At 44.8% G+C, this 18012-nt stretch carries 19 protein-coding genes and 1 tRNA gene; 7 read left to right on the forward strand and 13 right to left on the reverse strand.

The genetic code is table 11. The features are described 5' to 3' along the window. Window positions 1–22: 22 nt before the first annotated feature. The 4 genes from PNUC_RS00695 to PNUC_RS00710 all read left to right on the forward strand — a co-directional run bounded on the left by PNUC_RS00695 (window position 23) and on the right by PNUC_RS00710 (window position 1950). Entirely contained in the window at window positions 23–634 is a 612-nt protein-coding gene (locus tag PNUC_RS00695) for a glutathione S-transferase N-terminal domain-containing protein (protein ID WP_011901974.1), read from the forward strand. Window positions 635–662: 28 nt separating this feature from the next. Next, entirely contained in the window at window positions 663–1070 is a 408-nt protein-coding gene (locus tag PNUC_RS00700) for a ClpXP protease specificity-enhancing factor (RefSeq protein ID WP_011901975.1), read from the forward strand. A 17-nt stretch (window positions 1071–1087) separates the two neighbouring features. Then, a tRNA-Thr gene (locus PNUC_RS00705) sits at window positions 1088–1163 on the forward strand. A gap of 211 nt (window positions 1164–1374) precedes the next feature. Then, complete coding sequence (locus PNUC_RS00710; protein WP_011901976.1) at window positions 1375–1950, forward strand: glycosyltransferase; 576 nt, start codon at window positions 1375–1377, stop codon at window positions 1948–1950. 19 nt (window positions 1951–1969) lie between these two features. On the opposite strand, the gene PNUC_RS00715 is transcribed toward PNUC_RS00710, so the two are convergent. Continuing rightward, window positions 1970–3310 (reverse strand): MFS transporter, encoded by a 1341-nt coding sequence (locus PNUC_RS00715; RefSeq protein WP_011901977.1) that lies wholly within the window; start codon window positions 3308–3310, stop codon window positions 1970–1972. 174 nt (window positions 3311–3484) lie between these two features. On the opposite strand from PNUC_RS00715, the gene PNUC_RS00720 reads away from it, so the two are divergent. Further along, window positions 3485–4069: a phasin family protein gene (locus PNUC_RS00720; RefSeq protein WP_011901978.1), complete on the forward strand. Its 585-nt coding sequence runs from the start codon at window positions 3485–3487 to the stop codon at window positions 4067–4069. A 93-nt stretch (window positions 4070–4162) separates the two neighbouring features. Here the strand turns inward: PNUC_RS00720 and rmuC are convergent, their stop codons facing one another. The 9 genes from rmuC to PNUC_RS00770 all read right to left on the reverse strand — a co-directional run bounded on the left by rmuC (window position 4163) and on the right by PNUC_RS00770 (window position 13948). Further along, the gene (rmuC, locus tag PNUC_RS00725) at window positions 4163–5437 is read right to left on the reverse strand and encodes a DNA recombination protein RmuC (RefSeq protein WP_011901979.1); all 1275 of its coding nucleotides are present in this window, start codon (window positions 5435–5437) and stop codon (window positions 4163–4165) included. 13 nt (window positions 5438–5450) lie between these two features. After that, window positions 5451–5759: a Grx4 family monothiol glutaredoxin gene (grxD, locus tag PNUC_RS00730; protein ID WP_011901980.1), complete on the reverse strand. Its 309-nt coding sequence runs from the start codon at window positions 5757–5759 to the stop codon at window positions 5451–5453. A 97-nt stretch (window positions 5760–5856) separates the two neighbouring features. Beyond that, the gene (gene prmC / locus PNUC_RS00735) at window positions 5857–6708 is read right to left on the reverse strand and encodes a peptide chain release factor N(5)-glutamine methyltransferase (protein WP_011901981.1); all 852 of its coding nucleotides are present in this window, start codon (window positions 6706–6708) and stop codon (window positions 5857–5859) included. Between the two features lie 7 nt (window positions 6709–6715). Next, window positions 6716–7795 (reverse strand): peptide chain release factor 1, encoded by a 1080-nt coding sequence (prfA, locus tag PNUC_RS00740; RefSeq protein WP_011901982.1) that lies wholly within the window; start codon window positions 7793–7795, stop codon window positions 6716–6718. After that, window positions 7796–9112, reverse strand: a complete 1317-nt coding sequence (gene hemA / locus PNUC_RS00745; protein ID WP_011901983.1) for a glutamyl-tRNA reductase — start codon at window positions 9110–9112, stop codon at window positions 7796–7798. Window positions 9113–9377: 265 nt separating this feature from the next. After that, complete coding sequence (locus tag PNUC_RS00755; RefSeq protein ID WP_011901984.1) at window positions 9378–10172, reverse strand: uracil-DNA glycosylase; 795 nt, start codon at window positions 10170–10172, stop codon at window positions 9378–9380. Then, window positions 10172–11956, reverse strand: a complete 1785-nt coding sequence (locus PNUC_RS00760; RefSeq protein WP_011901985.1) for a M61 family metallopeptidase — start codon at window positions 11954–11956, stop codon at window positions 10172–10174. The genes PNUC_RS00755 and PNUC_RS00760 overlap by 1 nt, the downstream gene beginning before the upstream one ends. A gap of 11 nt (window positions 11957–11967) precedes the next feature. Beyond that, window positions 11968–12681, reverse strand: a complete 714-nt coding sequence (locus tag PNUC_RS00765) for a DsbC family protein (protein WP_011901986.1) — start codon at window positions 12679–12681, stop codon at window positions 11968–11970. Further along, on the reverse strand, window positions 12674–13948 hold the full coding sequence (locus PNUC_RS00770) for an FAD-dependent monooxygenase (protein ID WP_011901987.1): 1275 nt from the start codon (window positions 13946–13948) through the stop codon (window positions 12674–12676). Before PNUC_RS00770 ends, PNUC_RS00765 begins: the two co-directional genes overlap by 8 nt. A gap of 40 nt (window positions 13949–13988) precedes the next feature. Here PNUC_RS00770 and ychF point away from each other — a divergent pair, with 40 nt between their 5' ends. Next, entirely contained in the window at window positions 13989–15083 is a 1095-nt protein-coding gene (ychF, locus tag PNUC_RS00775) for a redox-regulated ATPase YchF (protein ID WP_011901988.1), read from the forward strand. Between the two features lie 72 nt (window positions 15084–15155). Here the strand turns inward: ychF and PNUC_RS00780 are convergent, their stop codons facing one another. Next, window positions 15156–15506, reverse strand: coding sequence for a hypothetical protein (locus PNUC_RS00780; RefSeq protein WP_011901989.1), 351 nt, complete (start codon window positions 15504–15506; stop codon window positions 15156–15158). 111 nt (window positions 15507–15617) lie between these two features. Here PNUC_RS00780 and PNUC_RS00785 point away from each other — a divergent pair, with 111 nt between their 5' ends. Then, entirely contained in the window at window positions 15618–16187 is a 570-nt protein-coding gene (locus PNUC_RS00785; protein WP_011901990.1) for a hypothetical protein, read from the forward strand. Here PNUC_RS00785 and trpC read toward each other — a convergent pair. Together trpC and trpD are read right to left on the reverse strand one after the other, a co-directional pair. Continuing rightward, on the reverse strand, window positions 16168–16971 hold the full coding sequence (gene trpC / locus PNUC_RS00790; RefSeq protein ID WP_011901991.1) for an indole-3-glycerol phosphate synthase TrpC: 804 nt from the start codon (window positions 16969–16971) through the stop codon (window positions 16168–16170). The genes PNUC_RS00785 and trpC overlap by 20 nt on opposite strands. 9 nt (window positions 16972–16980) lie before the next feature. After that, window positions 16981–18006, reverse strand: a complete 1026-nt coding sequence (trpD, locus tag PNUC_RS00795) for an anthranilate phosphoribosyltransferase (RefSeq protein ID WP_011901992.1) — start codon at window positions 18004–18006, stop codon at window positions 16981–16983. Window positions 18007–18012 lie beyond the last annotated feature (6 nt).

Raw genomic sequence — 18012 nt, forward strand, 5'->3', positions numbered from 1 at the left:
AGAAATTTAAGGATATATATTTATGATGGTGTTGTACTCGGGTACTAACTGCCCATTCTCGCAACGCTGCCGTCTAGTGCTTTTTGAAAAAGGCATGGACTTTGAAATTCGCGATGTCGACTTGTTTAATAAACCTGAAGATATTTCGGTAATGAACCCATATGGCCAAGTTCCTATCTTGGTTGAGCGCGATTTAATTTTGTATGAGTCAAACATCATCAATGAATATATTGATGAGCGCTTTCCTCATCCGCAATTAATGCCGCCTGATCCAGTTGCTCGTGCACGCGCACGCCTCTTCCTTTTCAATTTTGAGAAAGAGCTCTTTGTCCACGTGGCAGCGCTTGAGAATGAAAAAGGTAAAGCAGCAGACAAAGTTCATGAAAAAGCACGTTTAGCTATTCGTGATCGCTTAACCCAATTGGCCCCCATCTTTGTTAAGAATAAGTACATGTTGGGCGATGAGTTCTCCATGTTGGATGTTGCCATTGCACCATTGTTATGGCGCCTTGAGCACTATGGTATTGATCTTTCTCGTAATGCAGCAGCACTTTTAAAATATGCTGAGCGTATTTTTAGTAGACCTGCCTATATCGAAGCATTGACTCCTTCAGAAAAGGTTATGCGCCGCTAAGCATTCATTGCGGTTCATTCCCCTCAGCATGTCTGACGTTCCAAGTAATAAACCATATCTAATCCGTGCCCTACACCAGTGGTGCACGGATTTTGGTTTTACGCCATTTATTGCCGTATTTGTGGATGCCAGAGTAGAGGTACCAATGGAATTTGTTAAGAACGATGAAATCGTCCTGAACCTTTCCTTGGATGCTTGTCATCAATTGCAGATGGAGAACGACTGGATTAGCTTTCAGGCAAGATTTGGGGGCATTCCTCGCAAGATTATGGTTCCTGTCAGTCACGTGCTTGCAATTTATGCCAGGGAAAATGGCCAGGGAATGTCATTCCCCTTTGACCCATCACAAATGAAAGATTTGCATATAGCCGATTCTTCTGATGCAGCAGTCGAAAAGCCTAAAACCAATAAACCTGGCCTGAGGATTGTGAAATAGGCTAAAATATTATCGTTGCCCCTTTAGCTCATCTGGTAGAGCAACTGATTTGTAATCAGTAGGTGGTCTGTTCGAGTCGGACAAGGGGCACCAAAATACTAAAAGGATTTACGGTCTTAGGCTGTAAATCCTTTTTTCATTGCTATGTCAAAATAAATGACCTGAAACGTGCCTCATACTCAAACAAATAGGTGATGTCATAAAAATACAATTTGTTGTAGCCACTCGTTTAAGTACTCAAGAATTTTATGAAAAATCTGCCACTGGCAGGTCTTTAGCCCTCTACCAATCCCCTTTTTTGGAAGTGCAACTTTTTCCTGAAAATAAACGGGGGTTATCTAGCGTTTATAACCAGGCAATAGATCAATTGAGCAATGAGCCATGCTTATTTGTCTTTGCTCATGATGACTTATTTATTTTAGATTTCTACTGGGCGTCAGCTATAGCAAATGGCTTGGAGCATTTCGGCATTGTTGGGTGTGCTGGAAATAAACGTAGACAGGCTTTGCAGCCCTCATGGGCATTTCAAAATGATCAATTTGAATGGGATAGCCCAGAAAATTTAAGTGGAATTGTGGGGCACGGAACTACATTTCCTGCGATAGGTCTCAGTATTTTTGGACCCCCATTTCAAGAGGTAAAGCTATTAGACGGGCTCTTACTTGCCGCGTATAGCGAGACATTGATAAAAAATAATATTCGCTTTGATGAGCAATTTGATTTTCATTTTTATGACATGGATTTTTGTCGTCAAGCCGAAATCAATGATGTAAAGATGGGAACTATCCCACTTTCCTTAGTTCATGAAAGTGGCGGAAATTTTGGTACAGATGCTTGGAAGCATGGTTATCAGAAATACCTCCAAAAATGGAAGGAATAAAATCCTTTTGCATCAGATTTTATTCCCTTAGATTTGTTGCTACCGTTTCTGGTAAGTAGATCAGCGCTGTTATTGCAGCGCAAATTAAAAATGCAGTTGGATACCATAAACCAGCGGTGGCGTTCCCATATTCACGGTTAATCCAAGTCACTATCAGGGGCAGTAGCCCGCCGATCCAGCCTGCGGCCAGATTATGTGGAAGTGTTGCGGCGCTATTACGAGATTTGGCAGGGAAAAGCTCTGCGAGTAGAGCAGTTTGTGGCCCAACCACTAGCCCTAAGATTCCTGATATTCCAATCAGGATCAGCGCAAGCAAATAATTTGAATTATTTTGATTAGATGTATTGTTACCGAGTGCATTGAGTAATTCAAATGCCGGCAAGATCAGTACTGCCCCAAGTACTAAACCACTAACTACAACTGGCTTTCTGCCAATTTTGTCTGAAAGCCAGCCAGCAAATACCGTAAAAAATAAAAGAGAAATTGTTCCATAAATGCTCAGCTTGTCGACTACTTCAGCAGGAATGTTGGTAGAGGTCTTAAGATAAATGGCTGTATATACCTGAACACAAAAAAATAAAATTGCCCCACCAGCAGAAATACAAAAGAAAAGTAAAAACATATGCTTGCGTGTTTTGGGGTCTTTGAAATTCTCAAGCAGTGGGCTTTCAGACCTTTGGTTTTTATTCATTAACTCCAAGTAAATCGGAGTTTCCTCTAGCGACATACGCACCTTAAATGCAATAGCCAACAATATGATTGAAATCCAAAAGGGGACACGCCAGCCCCAGGATTCAAATTCTTCTGGAGTGAGGTAATTTCTCAATAAGGCGATTTGTAGGGTGGAAAATAAAATGCCTAGTGGCCCCATCAGTTGAAGAAAGCTGGTTTTGAAGCCGCGATTTTTAGTGCCCGCATGCTCAGTGAGGTATACCGCGCTTCCTCCAATCTCTCCCCCGGCTGAGAGTCCTTGCAATAGTCGCAGTACAACCAACAAGATTGGCGCCCAAATACCAATCTGTGCGTAGGTTGGTAAAAAGCCTACGCAGACCGTGGCCAGGCCCATGATCGTAATAGTGACCATAAATACTGGCTTGCGGCCTATGCGATCGCCCAGGGAGCCAAAAAAGGCGGCGCCAATAGGTCTGACCACCATCCCAACACCAAAGGTAGCCAAACTCGCTAAAAGCCCGGTACTGGGATCACTAGATGGAAAAAATAAGGGGCTAAACACGACTGCTAGGGTAGCAAAGGTGAGAAAGTCATACCACTCTAAAAAGGTGCCAAAACAAGCTGCTAAGGCCACCTTTCGATAGGAGTGAGCATTTTCTGATTTTTCTAAGTGATTGATATTATTCAATATATTTCGCTAAATATTATATTTGTTGCAAAGCAGCAAATAATTCTTGATTTGGCCTAACCCTTCAGTTACAGTTTCATGGTGCAGTGCAATATTTAAGAGTTTTCAGCATTCTGAACCTTTTAAAAAAGCACTTAAATGACTAGTTGTACCACTTAATGACTGGAGAATTAAATGAACCAAGACCAAATCACCGCTAAATTGTCCCAAATTAATAGCAAGGGCCTCGAAGCTACTTTTTCTTTAAGCGAGGCTGCATTAGAAAATGCTCAGAAATTAGCTGAATTGAACTACGCTGCATCTAAGGATATTTTAGTGAATGCCCAAGACGGTATCCAACAAGTATTGACAGTGAAGGATCCTAAGCAAGTTGCAGAAATCCTCAATACTGAAACAATGCAGGCTGCCGGTAACCAAGCTGCTGCATATCAAAAGAAAGTAAGCAAAGTATTGCGTGATGGCAATAAAGAATTTGCAAACGTTGTTGATGCCACTATCGACCAATTGCAAGACGGTTTTCAGGATTGGATTAATACTGTAGCTACTAATGCACCTGCTGGCTCAGACGTATTCTTATCTTCTTTCAAAACTGCATACGGTAGTGCTTTGCAAGGTTTTGAACAGTTCCGCGCTGCAAGCAAAGAAGCTTTTGCAACTGCAGAAAAGAATGCTGATCAAGCAATTGAAGCTGTTCAAGGTCAAATCGCTCAAGTAAAGAAAGCCGCTACTCCTGCATCACGCGGGCGTAAATCAGCTTAATTAGCTACCTCGTTGTAGAAAATTCAAGTATTAAAAAACCCCACAGGGCTTAGCTCTCCGGGGTTTTTCTATTAGTCCTATACCCTGAGTGCATCAATCGTTCTCTGCAGAGGATTCAATCAAGGGGGTGGATAAATTCTTGCTGGGCTTAACGCCAAGTTCACGGACCTTTTCGGCTGAGCGGATTAAATTGCCCTTGCCTGTTTTGAGTTTATTAAAAGCATCGTGATAGCTAGTCTGTGCTTGATCTAGGCGTTGACCTAATTTTTCAAGGTCATCAACAAATCCAACAAATTTGTCATAAAGATTGCCGCATTGCTTCGCAATCTCTAAGGCATTACGATTTTGATGATCTTGTCTCCATAAATGGGCTACCGTACGAAGCGTCGCCATCAAAGTGCTTGGGCAAACGAGCACAATATTTTTTGCCAGGGCTTCTTGATAAAGATTGGGGGCGGTCTTTAATGCCAGTAAAAATGCCGGCTCAATTGGAACAAACATCAATACAAAGTCTACCGATCCGACGCCATATAAGGAGCTGTAGTTCTTCCCTGAAAGCCCTTGAATATGCTGGCGTAGCGATTGAATATGGGCCGCTAACTCTTTCTCTGCAAGCTCGGGATCCGTGGTTTCAGCATGTCTTGCATACGCAGTAATAGAAACCTTGCTATCGACAACTAAACTTCTGCCTTCTGGAAGTTTAATCACTACGTCTGGCTGTAGGCGTGAACCATCTGTTTGAGTGTGGCTGTCCTGAACTACGTATTCTTCACCCTTGCGTAGGCCTGAAGACTCTAGGATGGATTCTAAAACCAACTCACCCCAATTGCCTTGAACCTTAGAGTCGCCTTTTAAGGCTTGCGTTAAAGAGCGTGTCTCATCAGACATACGCAGATTCAGATTTGCTAGGCGTTCAATCTCACTTTTTAAGGCAAAGCGTTCACGTGCTTCATTGCCGTAGGAAGTGCTGACCTGCTCTTTAAATTCAGTGAGCTTTGTTTGTAAGGGCTTGAGAAGGGCATCAAGGCTGGCTGCATTTTGCTCGGTAAAACGTTTTGATTTATCTTCGAGTATTTCGTTAGCCAAGTTTTTGAACTGGCTAGTTAAGGCTTCTTTTGCTTCATTGAGTGATTCAATGCGCCCTAAACCTTGTTTACGCTCTGAGTCTAGTTCTGCCTCTAGTCTGATGGCATTTTGTAGTGCTTGATCACGCTCTGTACGCAAGCTTAGAGCAAGAGCTGCCTCAGTTTGTGCTGATAGTTCGGCTCTTGTTAGGCTGGAGCGAAGGCTAAGCGCATATACCAAAAGGCCTGCACACAATCCGAATGGCAGGCCAAATAGTAAAAGCGAGCTGAGATCAAAAGTCACGTCGAAAAGCCTTTTAGCCTTTAACGAGTTTTTGTAGCTCGCCAGACTGAAACATTTCAGTCATGATGTCTGAGCCACCAATAAATTCCCCATTGATATAGAGCTGCGGAATAGTAGGCCAATTGGCATACTGCTTAATGCCTTGGCGAATTCCTTCATCCTCGAGCACATTGACGGTATGGAGTTTTTCTACGCCGCTAGCTTTCAGAATATTGATAGCGTTTCCGGAGAAGCCGCATTGTGGAAATTGTGCATTTCCCTTCATGAATAAAACTACGGGATGGCTAGTAACGATTTCTTTAATTTGTGCTTGTGTGTCCATAAATTCTTTCTAGAAAAGCGATAAATTTGCAGTGTGGATATAAAACGATTGATGGCTTGATTTTAAGACTTTATCGATAAAAGGGTGTCTCAAGACCTTATTTTCTGCCTGAAACAACCCTGTTGTGCCCGGCTAAATCGAGATGGATTTGAATATCCTTCAATTGAGCGGTTCTCATTAGCTCAACAACGGCCTCTGATTGATCAAAACCATGTTCTACAGCTAGAAGCCCCTCAGTATTGAGGTGTGCCTTGGCGCCAAAAATAATAGTCTCCAAGCAGGTGAGTCCAGTGCTGTGATCTGTCAGTGCAGAAAGCGGTTCAAAGCGAAGATCCCCCTGGGTTAAATGGGGATCATGATTGGCAATATAGGGTGGATTGCTAAGGATGATGTCAAAGACATCATTTTTACTGATAGCCTCATACCAATTGCCTTGGGCAAAACACACGCGATTTTCAAGTTCTAAATAATGCGCATTAGACCGCGCAATTGCTAAGGCATCCAATGATTGATCGGTTGCGGTGACAGATATATTGGAGGCCTCATGGGTTAAGGCTAGAGCAATAGCACCTGAGCCTGTTCCTAGGTCAAGTACCTTAACCATCTTTTGGTTATCAGTTAAGCGAGCGATCTCTTTTAATCCGATATCTACTAATAGTTCAGTTTCTGCGCGCGGAATCAAAACACCAGGGGCAACTTGCAACTCAATATTATGGAATCCCCTTTTGCCAATCAGGTAAGCGATCGGCTCGCCATCCAATCTCTTTGACTCCAACTCTTTCCAATGGGCAAGTGCTTGAACCTCAAGCGCCATATCATCACGCGAGAGTAGGGCAGAACGAGGTAGGGCATAGTGCTTCTCGAGTATGTGTGCCATCAAAATACGCGCTTCATTTGGTGGAAGCTGAGAGTTGCCTAGTAAAGAGCGTAGAGTTAAATCAGAGGACATGAAGGGGTTAGCTATCGCCTAGTGCGGCGAGCAATTCGGCTTGATGTTCAGATGCTAAAGCATTGCACAGATCATCAATATCCCCATCCATCATGGCATCAATTTTATACAGAGTGAGGTTAATGCGGTGATCAGTAATACGTCCTTGTGGGAAGTTGTAGGTTCTAATGCGATCGCTGCGATCACCAGAGCCAATCAATGATTTTCTGGTCTGGGCCTCTAACTGATGCTTCTCTCGCTCGCGAGCATCCATGATGCGCGATACCAATACCTTCATTGCTTGTTCGCGATTGCGGTGTTGGCTACGATCATCTTGGCACTCTACTACCGTACCGGTCGGGATGTGGGTGATACGTACGGCAGAATCGGTTTTATTAATGTGCTGTCCCCCTGCACCAGAGGCGCGGAAGGTATCAATACGTAGTTCTGCCGGATTAATTTTCACTGCTTCAAGTTCATCTGCTTCGGGCATGACCGCTACCGTGCAGGCTGAAGTATGGATACGCCCTTGCGTTTCAGTTTGGGGAACTCGTTGAACGCGGTGACCGCCAGATTCAAACTTTAGACGTGAATAGACTGACTGCCCAACAAGACGCAAGACAACCTCTTTATAGCCGCCCAGATCAGATTCAGCTGCATTAACCACTTCAACCTTCCAACCTTGTCTTTCGGCGAAGCGGGTGTACATCCGCAACAGGTCGCCAGCAAAGAGTGCGCTTTCATCACCACCAGTGCCCGCACGAATTTCTAGGAAAACGTTTCGTTCATCGTTTACATCTTTTGGTAGAAGGAGCTTCTGAAGTGCGCCCTCAAGCTCTTCCATCGTAGCTTGAGCTTGTTTTTGTTCTTCATCAGCAAAATCCTTCATTTCCGGATCTTTGCGCATTTCTTCGGCTGCTTGGGCATCTGCTTCAGCTTTTTTATATAAGCCAAACTGCTCCACAACCGTTGCAATATCCGAATGCTCACGCGTGAGTTTCCGATAAGCATCCATATCTTTGGTTGCTTCTTCGGAAGTTAATAGGGAATTGAGTTCGGCTAAGCGCGTATCTAGGTGGTCTAGCTTAGCCCGCATGCTGGGCTTCATCTAATGATCTTCTGGTTTGGAATGCGAGGCGAATAGTTTTGGTAACAACTTGATCAAGGCGTCACGCTCAGCGCCATTAGAGTGTTGCAAGGCATGGAGTGAGCCATGCAAGAATTTATTTGTTAGTCCTTGGGCCATCGCATTGAGAACTTCTTGTGGATCATCACCGCGCATTAGTCGTTTCATGGCGCGCTCTAACTCAAGCTGCCTTAAGCGCTCACCTTGTTGTTGAATATCCTGAATTACAGGGACAGCATTTCGTCCTTGCATCCAGTGCATAAAGTTTCCAACGCGATCTTCAATAATTGCTTCAGCTTGACTTACGGCTGCTTGACGTAAATTAGTGCCGGTCTGAATCATGACGCCTAGGTCATCAACGGTATAGAGATACACATCATCTAGTCTGGCGATTTCAGGCTCAAAGTCACGTGGTACGGCCAGATCAATCATGACCATCGGCTTGTGACGGCGCTGCTTCAGAGCGCTTTCCACCATTCCCAAGCCAATAATTGGCAGTGAAGATGCCGTACTAGAAACAATGATGTCAAATTCATGTAAACGCCCTGGTAACTCGGAGAGCTTTAGGGATTCAGCCTGGACATCCTGTGCTGAAATAGAGTCTGCCAACTCTTGACCGCGTTCGATAGTGCGATTGGCAATGGCGACATTTTTAGGTTTACGAGCAACAAAGTGGGTAGCGCACAAAGTGATCATGTCACCAGCGCCGATGAATAAAATTTTCTGTTCGGAAATTTTTTCAAAGATTCGTTCTGACAGCCGAACGGAAGCAGCGGCCATAGAAATAGAGTGGGTGCCAATTTCAGTCGAGCCACGGACTTCTTTGGCAACTGCAAACGTTTTTTGAAAAAGCTGATTTAAATAGGTTCCTAATACGCCCGCATCATTTGCAGTTCTTACGGCATCTTTCATTTGACCCAAGATTTGGGTTTCGCCTATCACCATCGAATCTAGCCCACATGCCACTCTGAATGCATGTCGGACAGCATCAGATTGGGGGAGGGAATAAATATGGGGTTGAAGGCTGCTAGGTGCTAGTTGTTGGGTTTTGGCTAACCAGTCAAAGGTGGCCTCATGCAAGATATTTGCTGCATTGGCATCATTGGCTGCGCAATAGACTTCTGTGCGATTGCAGGTCGACAAGATGGTGGCTTCGGGCAGGCCGGATTGATTCGCTCCAAGCAAATGCTGGCGAAGATCGTGCAACGCTTCTTGAAGAAATTCAGGATCAAAGGCGACCTTTTCCCGAATGGCGACCGGCGCTGTGTGATGATTGATGCCGAGTGTCAACAACTTCATAATGGTGATTATAGATTTGATGACAGCATTTATGGGGGTAACAATGGGGTTTTTGGCTTTTCTGCTAATTGGGGGTGTATCAGGCGCATCGGCTTGGATTTTTTACCCTGGCACTTCCTCTCGGAGCCCAAACCCGCAAAGACTTTTGCTGCCCGTCCTGGTGGGCTTTATTGCTGCCGTCTCAAGCTCTTATTTAGGCCAATACCTTGGGTTTTTTCAATCAGGCCAAATGCTGGAATGGCTTTGCGCCATCTTTGCCTCTTGTCTAGTGGGCTGTATTTTTACCGCTTTGGCTAAATAAATCCACCTGAATGCCATTTACCGCGCTATTTAAACTAATCCATTGAATGGGCGCCTGATGATGGCCAGTAAGCCACTCATTTGCTTTGGTGAAGTGTTTACAACTAGCGTGTGCACCAGGTTCTAAAAAAGGCTTGTCGGTTTTGTAAACGCCCAATCCAGAAGGGTGGGAAGATTGCAAAATGAGTTGGTCAATACCAGATTCAATTAATGGGAGCTTGGATTGAGCATGACCTCCCCAAAGCATCCACACTAAAGAAGGTTTTTGTAAGGCGAGCTGAGTGATTAAACAATCAATCAGGCTTTTCCATCCTAGATTGGCATGACTTCCCGCTTCGCCTGGTTTTACGCTGAGTGCTGTATTTAGGAGAAGCACGCCTTGTTGTGCCCATGAATGTAAGTCACCGTTTGGCAATCCACCAAACCCCTCAAGAGCGAGTGCCTTGCTGATATTGCGTAATGAACTTGGAAACGCACGGGAGTTTAAAGGGATATCAGCGGGAATGGAGAATGCCAAGCCTTGTGCCAATCCGGGCGAGTGATACGGATCTTGTCCGAGGATGACTACTTTGACTGAATCGACTGGAGTTAGTTTTAAAGCTTTAAAGAAATGCTCAGGCTGGGGGTAAATGCTTGCAGGCGCACTGTCTAGAATGGACTGCAGATTAAGTTCTAATTGCTTCCAGGCAGGTGAATCAAAGTAGTCGCCTAGTAGTGCGCGCCAATCCTCAGGAATATCGCTCTTAGAAAAAGAAGGCATTAATTAGATTTTGAGTCTGATGAAGGACTTAATTCATATTGCAATGGCAGTTGGGATGACTCCAACATCACAATACGCTCATGCTCTAAATCATCCCGATAAAACAATATGGCAAAGCTTTGTTCTTTAGCAAGGCTATTCAAGACGCTATCCCATCGGGTTGGGGTAATGCGTTGACCATTCATACTAGCTAAGAGGTCTCCGGGTGCAAGGCCTGCAGCCTGTGCGGCCCCACCATCTAGGATATGGGTAATTTTGATCCAGCCGTTTACATCGGTATGGCGGATGCCCAGCTGCAGTTTGAGTTTTTCTAGCGAGCTTTGATGTTTTGGTTTTACTCGGACCAATGTGGAGGCAATCCATTTTTGCAAAGGGATGTCTTCGACTCCAAAAATATATCGAGCCTTGATTTCATTCCAAGTTTTAGTAAATCCATTCCCGAGCAATTGCAATATCAATTGATCTAGTCCGTCCTCCCCAATTCCTGCTAAGGTGATTCCATGTCGTTGCCAAATTAAACGCATTAAATCATCTAAGGATTTTTTATTGCTGGAGAAGGCTCTAATTTGTAAGTCAAGGCCAAGAGCAACCAAAGCCCCCTTACCGTAGTAGCTCACTACTGCATTAGGGGTGTTTTCATCTGCCTGATAGTACTTCGTCCAGGCATCAAAAGAACTATCGGCCAAGCTTTGTTTGTGCCTACCGGGTCCTCGTAAAACACCATTCCAATTATTGGTAACCAGCTTTAAATACGTGACAAGATCAATACGTTTGCTGCGGAATAGCTGGAGATCGTCATAGTAGCTAGTAAAGCCTTCAAAAAACCAAAGCAGCCTAGTGTGGTTTCTTTGGCTGAGATGGTAAGGTTGAAACGCTTGAGGTTTAATGCGCTTAACAAGCCACGCATGAAAATATTCGTGACTGCACAAACCTAGAAATTCTCGATATGCATCTTCTTCGAGGGGCACATTCGCTTGCGGAATCTGATCGCGTCGGCATAGAAGTGCTGTGCTATTGCGGTGTTCCAGACCGCCATATCCATTCAGAACAGTATTGACTAAAAATAAATAATGCGTAAATGGCGGTTGCTTGGATTTAGGTTCAAAAAGATTGATGGTGGAATTGCAAATTGCTTGAAGATCTTGAGCAAGGCGAGCGCTATCAATCGGATGAATACATCCTTGAATAGCTATGCTATGTGGAACGCTGCCAGACATCCATTGGACCGTTTGAAATTCGCCGATTGCCACTGGGTGATCTATCAAGTCATCAAAATTTTTCGCTAGATAAAATCCAAAGCCATTTTTATCCGTCTTTGCAGCTCGTAAGCTGGTTTGCACAGTCCAATGATCTGCAAAGGCGCCCTCTGCTGGGGTAATCGCCAGCGAGCAAGGAAGGTCTTCCTGGCCTTCTACAGCCAAGCATAGGCTGGTGGCATTAAAAAAGGCGCGCTCGGTATCTAGGTAGGCTGCGCGAACCGATGAGTCAAAGGCATAAACGGTTGTCAAAATATCGACAGCACCAGCATTTCTTGGGAGTCGCCATCGATCATTATCGATGCGCTCAAGCGCAATTTTTTGCTTTGTACTGCCGGCTATATAGGCATCAATAGCTTCAATCTGTTTTGAAAAATCCCGAATTAAATAACTACCAGGAATCCAGGCTGGCATCTTGATTACTTGCCCATCTGGATTGGGGTTAGCAATATGAAGCTTTACCTGAAAACGGTGACCATGTGGATCTGCTGGCCAAACGGTGTATTGGATCGCTGGGAGATCTGCCATGGTGCTTCTCTTTATTTAAGTGAGCCGAATTTCTTTTCGATGTCAGTAATTTGTACTGCGCCTGGAAAGCGACTGCCATCAATAAAAAAGAGTGTAGGGGTACCAGTAATGCCGTAAGTCTTTGCAAATGCCAGATTCTTATCTAAGGGTGTTGTGCAATCACTTTTTCCATTTGGGGTAACTCCATTGACCATCCAATCGATATACGTCTTCGACGGGTCAGCAGAGCACCAGATTTGCTTTGCTTTTTGAGCGGAGTCAGGCGAAAGAATGGGTATGAGATACGTATAGATGGTGATGTTATCTAGCTGCTGTAAAGATTTCTCAAGGCGCTTGCAGTAACCGCAATTAGGGTCAGAAAAAATTGCCAGCTGTCGACTGCCGTTGCCTCGAACTGTTTTAAAGGCGTTAGATTGGTTTAAATCAGACCATTTAATGCGATTAAGGTCATTTTGACGCTGCTCTGTAATGTTTTTACCAGTAGCGAGCTCAATGATTTCACCTTGGAATAAATATTTTCCAGAGGCGTCGGTATAAAAAATGTCATTTCCAACCAACACTTCATAGAGGCCTGAAATGGGTGCAGGATGAACACTTTTTACCTTGACAGTAGTGCCCAATTTTTTTTGAATATCGACCTTAATTTGCTGTTCAGCTTGTGCTTGAACGGATGTCGAGCATATGAGACCTACGCATATTAGTACTGCTGATAAAAATTTAATCAAAATGAATGTCTCCTAAGGCGCGTTCAATGAGCCGCTGTTTAATAAAGTGGCTTTTATTCACAAGCCCAAGACCCCAGTTACGTAACCGCTTCTCCGTACTGCTGCTACCAGAAAATAATTTTTTTAGTTTATCTGTGACCCATAGTAATGCGCTAGTGTCGCCTTGGCGTTGACGTTCATAACGACGCAGTAGTGTTAAGTCATTTACCGCACGGAAAGATTCGCGCTTACCAAGAATATTGAGCAACACGGCAACATCCCTTAAACCTAGATTTAAGCCTTGCCCAGCCAATGGATGCATCACATGAGCGGCATCTCCAATGAGGGCTACTTTAGGAGACGAGTCTGGGCCAATAAAGCGGGCAGCCCTGATTTTGCGCAGTGGAAACGCTGCAGGGCTGGAGTTCAGCGTGAGCTCGCCTAACTGTTTCAGAATCGCGCCATTGGCGATCGATTCAAAACGGCTTTGCCAGCCAGAGGCATCAAGCTTGAGAAGCTCAGCGGCATTTTCTGGGGAAGTTGACCACACCATGGATACTTGCTTGTTGGGTAACGGGAGCATGGCAACAATATCTCCGCCCGGCAAGAACCATTGAAAAGCAGTTTCAAGATGGGGATAAGTGCAAAACCAATTTGCCACTACAGCACTTTGTAAATAGCTCTCTTCAGTGGTGTTAATTCCAAGGTGATTGCGAATGGGTGAGCTTGCTCCATCTGCTGCAATGACGAGTTGCGTGCGAATAGTGCCTCCACTTTTTAGATGAAGGGTTGCTCCATCTGTATCAACCTCTATTTTTTCTACAGCATCATTCATGCGCTCTAATTTACTTTGAAAGCGCGCTGCTTGATCTAAGGTGTGCTCAATTAAATTAGATTCACCAATCCATGCGAGCTGAGGCGTGCCTGCTTCAAAGGCAGAGAGATGGAGGTGATCACTTTTCTCGCCACGATCGCCATAAATTCGCATGTCGCGTACAGCTTGGAGGCGACTATGGTCTAGAGCGTCCCAAATTTGGAGATGGGCAAGTAATTTTTGGGTGCTTGGCGAAAAAGCATAAATTCTTTGACCCCATTGACTGCTTTGTGGGGTGGGCACTGCTTGATGGAGATCGGGGGCAATTTCTACTGTTTGAAGGCCTAATTGCGCCAGGCCTAAGGCGCAAGCCTTGCCGGCTATGCCTCCGCCCACCACAACGACATCTGCAGTGCGAATTTGAGGCGAATTCGCTGGGGTTTTGGATGAATGTTTTTGGTTCGCATCTGACATAACTCGATGATATCGAAACAAGCCCCTTTACAATAAGGACATGTCTTTGAAATGTGGCATCGTCGGCCTGCCTAACGTCGGCAAATCTACCCTCTTTAATGCGCTTACCAAGGCTGGAATCGCAGCGGAAAACTATCCTTTCTGCACGATTGAGCCTAATGTGGGCGTAGTAGAGGTTCCTGACCCCCGTCTAGCCGCTTTGGCTGAGATCGTAAAGCCTGAGCGCGTGCTGCCGGCAGCAGTCGAATTTGTCGATATTGCTGGCCTGGTTGCTGGCGCATCTAAAGGCGAAGGCTTAGGAAATCAATTCTTAGCCAATATCCGGGAAACGGATGCGATTACCCATGTGGTGCGTTGTTTCGAGGATCCAAACGTCATTCACGTGGCAGGCAAAATCGACCCGATTGCTGATATTGGTGTGATTGATACTGAGCTGGCCTTGTCTGACTTAGCCACAGTAGAAAAAACATTAAACCGTTCTAGCAAAGCTGCCAAATCTGGAAATGACAAAGAAGCGGCTGCTTTAGTTGCAGTATTGACTAAAGTACAAGCTCACCTTGATTCAGCTTTGCCAGTGCGCAGCATGAATTTAACTGATGATGAGAAATTACTCATTAAGCCCCTATGCTTAATTACTGCCAAACCTGCTATGTATGTGGCAAACGTTAAAGAAGATGGATTTGAAAATAATCCGCATCTTGAAGCGGTGAAGCAGCACGCGGCAAAAGAAAATGCGCCGGTAGTCGCAGTATGCGCAGCCATCGAAGCAGAAATTGCAGATCTTGATGATGTAGATAAAACAGAATTTTTGGCTGACCTCGGGATGGCTGAGCCTGGCTTGGATCGCGTCATTCGTGCAGGCTATGCTTTATTGGGCCTACACACTTACTTTACTGCTGGGGTTAAGGAAGTGCGCGCATGGACCATTCACCAAGGGGATACAGCTCCGCAGGCAGCCGGGGTAATCCACACCGACTTTGAGCGCGGCTTTATTCGAGCGCAAACAATTGCCTATGATGACTTTATTCAATTTAAAGGTGAGTCTGGAGCCAAAGAAGCTGGCAAGATGCGCGCTGAAGGTAAGGAATATGTCGTTAAAGATGGCGATGTATTGAACTTCTTGTTTAACGTTTAAAAAAGTTATTCAAACCGATATTAAAAAAGCCCTTAACAAAGGGCTTTTTCTTTTTATGGCAGCGATCAGTAATCAGGTCCTATTGACTGCTTTCTCTAAGCATCTTGAAATTTCTTCATAACGCTTAAGGGCTTGCTTAGTGGGAAGAATTTCCTTTTTACGGCCATCACTATTGCCGGCCATCTTGATGTATCCCATGGCACTCAGGTTCTTTAATCGGCCGTGCAGGGTTGCCTGAGAGCCTAATTCAGAGAGGGAAATTAAATCACCCACCAGAATAGACTGTTTTGCTTGAGCTGCAGACACAACCTTATCCAAGAGACTTTCTTCAATGGAGTCGAGCTTTTTCCCAGGATTGATGCGATCAAGGGCATCAATCAAGTTTAAAAAACGTAAATAAGCGGACGGCTTTAAAGTTTGCATGGTTTCAATTGTAGGCTTGAACGAAGTATATTGGCTATATCGACAGTGCTATTTTAGTCCCCATGTGAGTGAACCATCATTGATTAGAGTCAATTTACAGCCGCCCCAATAATGCCAAAAATTTCTTTTTTACCTTCTGAATGGTTTGTTGGCATAGTGGTTAGTGCCTTGTCTTATGCGACCCTTTTTTATATTAATTCTTGGCTTACTGGTAGCTTAATTTACAGCTTGGGAGTGAATTGGATTTATCTGCCAGCAGGCTTACGTCTTTTTATAACCTTAATCTTTGGCTTGCCAGGGGCCATTGGAATTGCCCTAGCTACATTTACCATTAGCTATTTTGGAGCGCTTCCTCAAGATCTAACCCTGTGCATTGGAACTGGTTTAATTTCCGGATTCGCTCCCTATTTGGCAAGAGTATTAATACTTAGCAATACGCAGCTTGCGCCTGATTTAAGTAATTTAAATTTACCCAAGTTGGTAATCTGTATCTTGCTCTACGCCCTACTATCTGCAGGGCTGCACCAATTTTGGTATGCAACCATGGCCCTTGATGGGGCGGGTACCCCAAATCACTTTTTAGTCATGTTTATTGGAGATGTATTTGGATCTTTATTGCTGATTTCAGTAATCAAATATGGGCTTGATCTACTCAGGCATTTTAAGCAAAGAGCTCGCTAAGTGCGGTGCCCGGGTCTGGTGCACGCATGAAAGCCTCGCCAACCAAAAAGGCGTTTATCTGATTCTTACGCATTAACTCAACATCGGCGCGACTTAAGATGCCGGATTCAGTAACCAAAGTTTTATTCTTGGGCACTGAAGATAGGAGTGAGAGAGTGGTTTGCAAGCTCACTTCAAATGTTTTGAGATTGCGGTTATTGATGCCCAACAATGGCGTCTTTAACTCTAGCGCTTGCTCTAATTCGGGCGCGTTATGAACTTCTACCAATACATCTAAACCCAATTCATGAGCACAGGCTTCGAGCTCCATCATTTGGTTGAGTTCAAGGCAGGCCACAATCAATAAGATGGCATCTGCCCCGATAGCTCTGGCCTCATAGATTTGATATGGATCGATAGTGAAATCTTTGCGAAGAACTGGAATCTGGCAAGCAGCTCGAGCTTCCTGAAGGTAGGCGTTACATCCCTGAAAATAATCACTATCAGTGAGAACCGATAAGCAAGCAGCGCCATGTTTTTCATAAGACTGCGCGATTTCTGCGGAGATAAAATTTTCTCGCAAGATCCCTTTGCTTGGGCTTGCTTTTTTTACCTCGGTAATCACCCCAGCCTTCCCTGCTGAAATTTTGCGCTCTATCGCCTGAATAAAGCCTCTGGGCTTTAAAAGATTACTTTGGTTATTAGCTTCAGCTTGCTCGCGATGATTTCCAAGGGAAATTTTTGATGAGTTATGGGCTACTTCTATTTTTTTTGTGGCAACAATTTTGTCGAGGATATCACTCATGGGGGGTATTTAGTTTGATTGAGACGCAGCAACAAAGGCGTCTAATTTTTGACGTGCAGCACCAGAAGCGATAGCTGCTTTAGCCTTTGCAATACCGCTAGCAATATCAGGGGCAATACCGGCTACGTAAAGGGTTGCACCTGCGTTTAGACAGACGATATCGCTGGCTGCGCTCGGTTTGTTATCAATGACGTCTAGAACAATTCTCTTAGATTCTTCTGCATTAGCTACCTTAAAGCTATTAGTGGGAGCTGTATGTAGACCAAAGTCTTTTGGATGAATTTCATATTCCCGCACAACACCATCTTTTAGCTCGCCTACCAATGTAGGACCTTCAAGCGAGATTTCATCTAATCCATCGCGTCCATAAACAACGAGGGCATGCTCCATGCCTAAGGCTTGTAATACGCGAGCTTGGATGCCGACAAGATCGGCATGAAACACTCCCATCAGAATGCGCTTCGCATCGGCTGGATTGGTGAGGGGCCCTAGGATATTAAAGATAGTGCGCACACCCAATTGCTTGCGAATAGGAACAACATTCTTCATTGCTGGGTGATGGTTAGGGGCAAACATAAATCCTGCGCCCACCGTTGAAATGCATTTGGCTACTTGCTCAGCAGAAAGGGCCAAGTTAGCGCCCAAGGCTTCTAATACATCGGCACTACCAGATTTGCTGCTGACACTGCGATTTCCGTGCTTAGCAATTTTTGCACCAGCTGCTGCCGCGACAAACATCGCAGCAGTCGAAATGTTGAAAGTATGGGCGCCATCGCCACCAGTCCCTACAACATCAACTAAGTGCGAACGATCATCAATATGTACTGAGGTTGCAAATTCACGCATCACCTGTGCAGCGGCAGCGATTTCACCCACTGTTTCTTTTTTAGTGCGCAATGCGACCAAGAGGCCAGCTACCAACTCAGGCGCCATCTCACCACTCATGATCAGACGCATCATGTCTGTCATTTCATCATGGAATAACTCACGATGTTCAATGCAACGCTGAAGGGCTTCTTGGGGGGTAATGGACATGTATTG

This window comes from Polynucleobacter asymbioticus QLW-P1DMWA-1, assembly GCF_000016345.1.
GTDB classification, from domain to species: domain Bacteria; phylum Pseudomonadota; class Gammaproteobacteria; order Burkholderiales; family Burkholderiaceae; genus Polynucleobacter; species Polynucleobacter asymbioticus.

Coding starts and splice junctions, on each gene's coding strand:
- ychF (WP_011901988.1), top strand. CDS start 13,989: ATGTCTTTGAAATGTGGCATCGTCGGCCTGCCTAACGTCGGCAAATCT.
- grxD (WP_011901980.1), bottom strand. CDS start 5,759: ATGGACACACAAGCACAAATTAAAGAAATCGTTACTAGCCATCCCGTA.
- PNUC_RS00695 (WP_011901974.1), top strand. CDS start 23: ATGATGGTGTTGTACTCGGGTACTAACTGCCCATTCTCGCAACGCTGC.
- PNUC_RS00720 (WP_011901978.1), top strand. CDS start 3,485: ATGAACCAAGACCAAATCACCGCTAAATTGTCCCAAATTAATAGCAAG.
- trpD (WP_011901992.1), bottom strand. CDS start 18,006: ATGTCCATTACCCCCCAAGAAGCCCTTCAGCGTTGCATTGAACATCGT.
- hemA (WP_011901983.1), bottom strand. CDS start 9,112: ATGAAGTTGTTGACACTCGGCATCAATCATCACACAGCGCCGGTCGCC.
- prmC (WP_011901981.1), bottom strand. CDS start 6,708: ATGTCCTCTGATTTAACTCTACGCTCTTTACTAGGCAACTCTCAGCTT.
- prfA (WP_011901982.1), bottom strand. CDS start 7,795: ATGAAGCCCAGCATGCGGGCTAAGCTAGACCACCTAGATACGCGCTTA.
- trpC (WP_011901991.1), bottom strand. CDS start 16,971: ATGAGTGATATCCTCGACAAAATTGTTGCCACAAAAAAAATAGAAGTA.
- PNUC_RS00785 (WP_011901990.1), top strand. CDS start 15,618: ATGCCAAAAATTTCTTTTTTACCTTCTGAATGGTTTGTTGGCATAGTG.
- PNUC_RS00700 (WP_011901975.1), top strand. CDS start 663: ATGTCTGACGTTCCAAGTAATAAACCATATCTAATCCGTGCCCTACAC.
- PNUC_RS00780 (WP_011901989.1), bottom strand. CDS start 15,506: ATGCAAACTTTAAAGCCGTCCGCTTATTTACGTTTTTTAAACTTGATT.
- PNUC_RS00760 (WP_011901985.1), bottom strand. CDS start 11,956: ATGGCAGATCTCCCAGCGATCCAATACACCGTTTGGCCAGCAGATCCA.
- PNUC_RS00770 (WP_011901987.1), bottom strand. CDS start 13,948: ATGTCAGATGCGAACCAAAAACATTCATCCAAAACCCCAGCGAATTCG.
- PNUC_RS00755 (WP_011901984.1), bottom strand. CDS start 10,172: ATGCCTTCTTTTTCTAAGAGCGATATTCCTGAGGATTGGCGCGCACTA.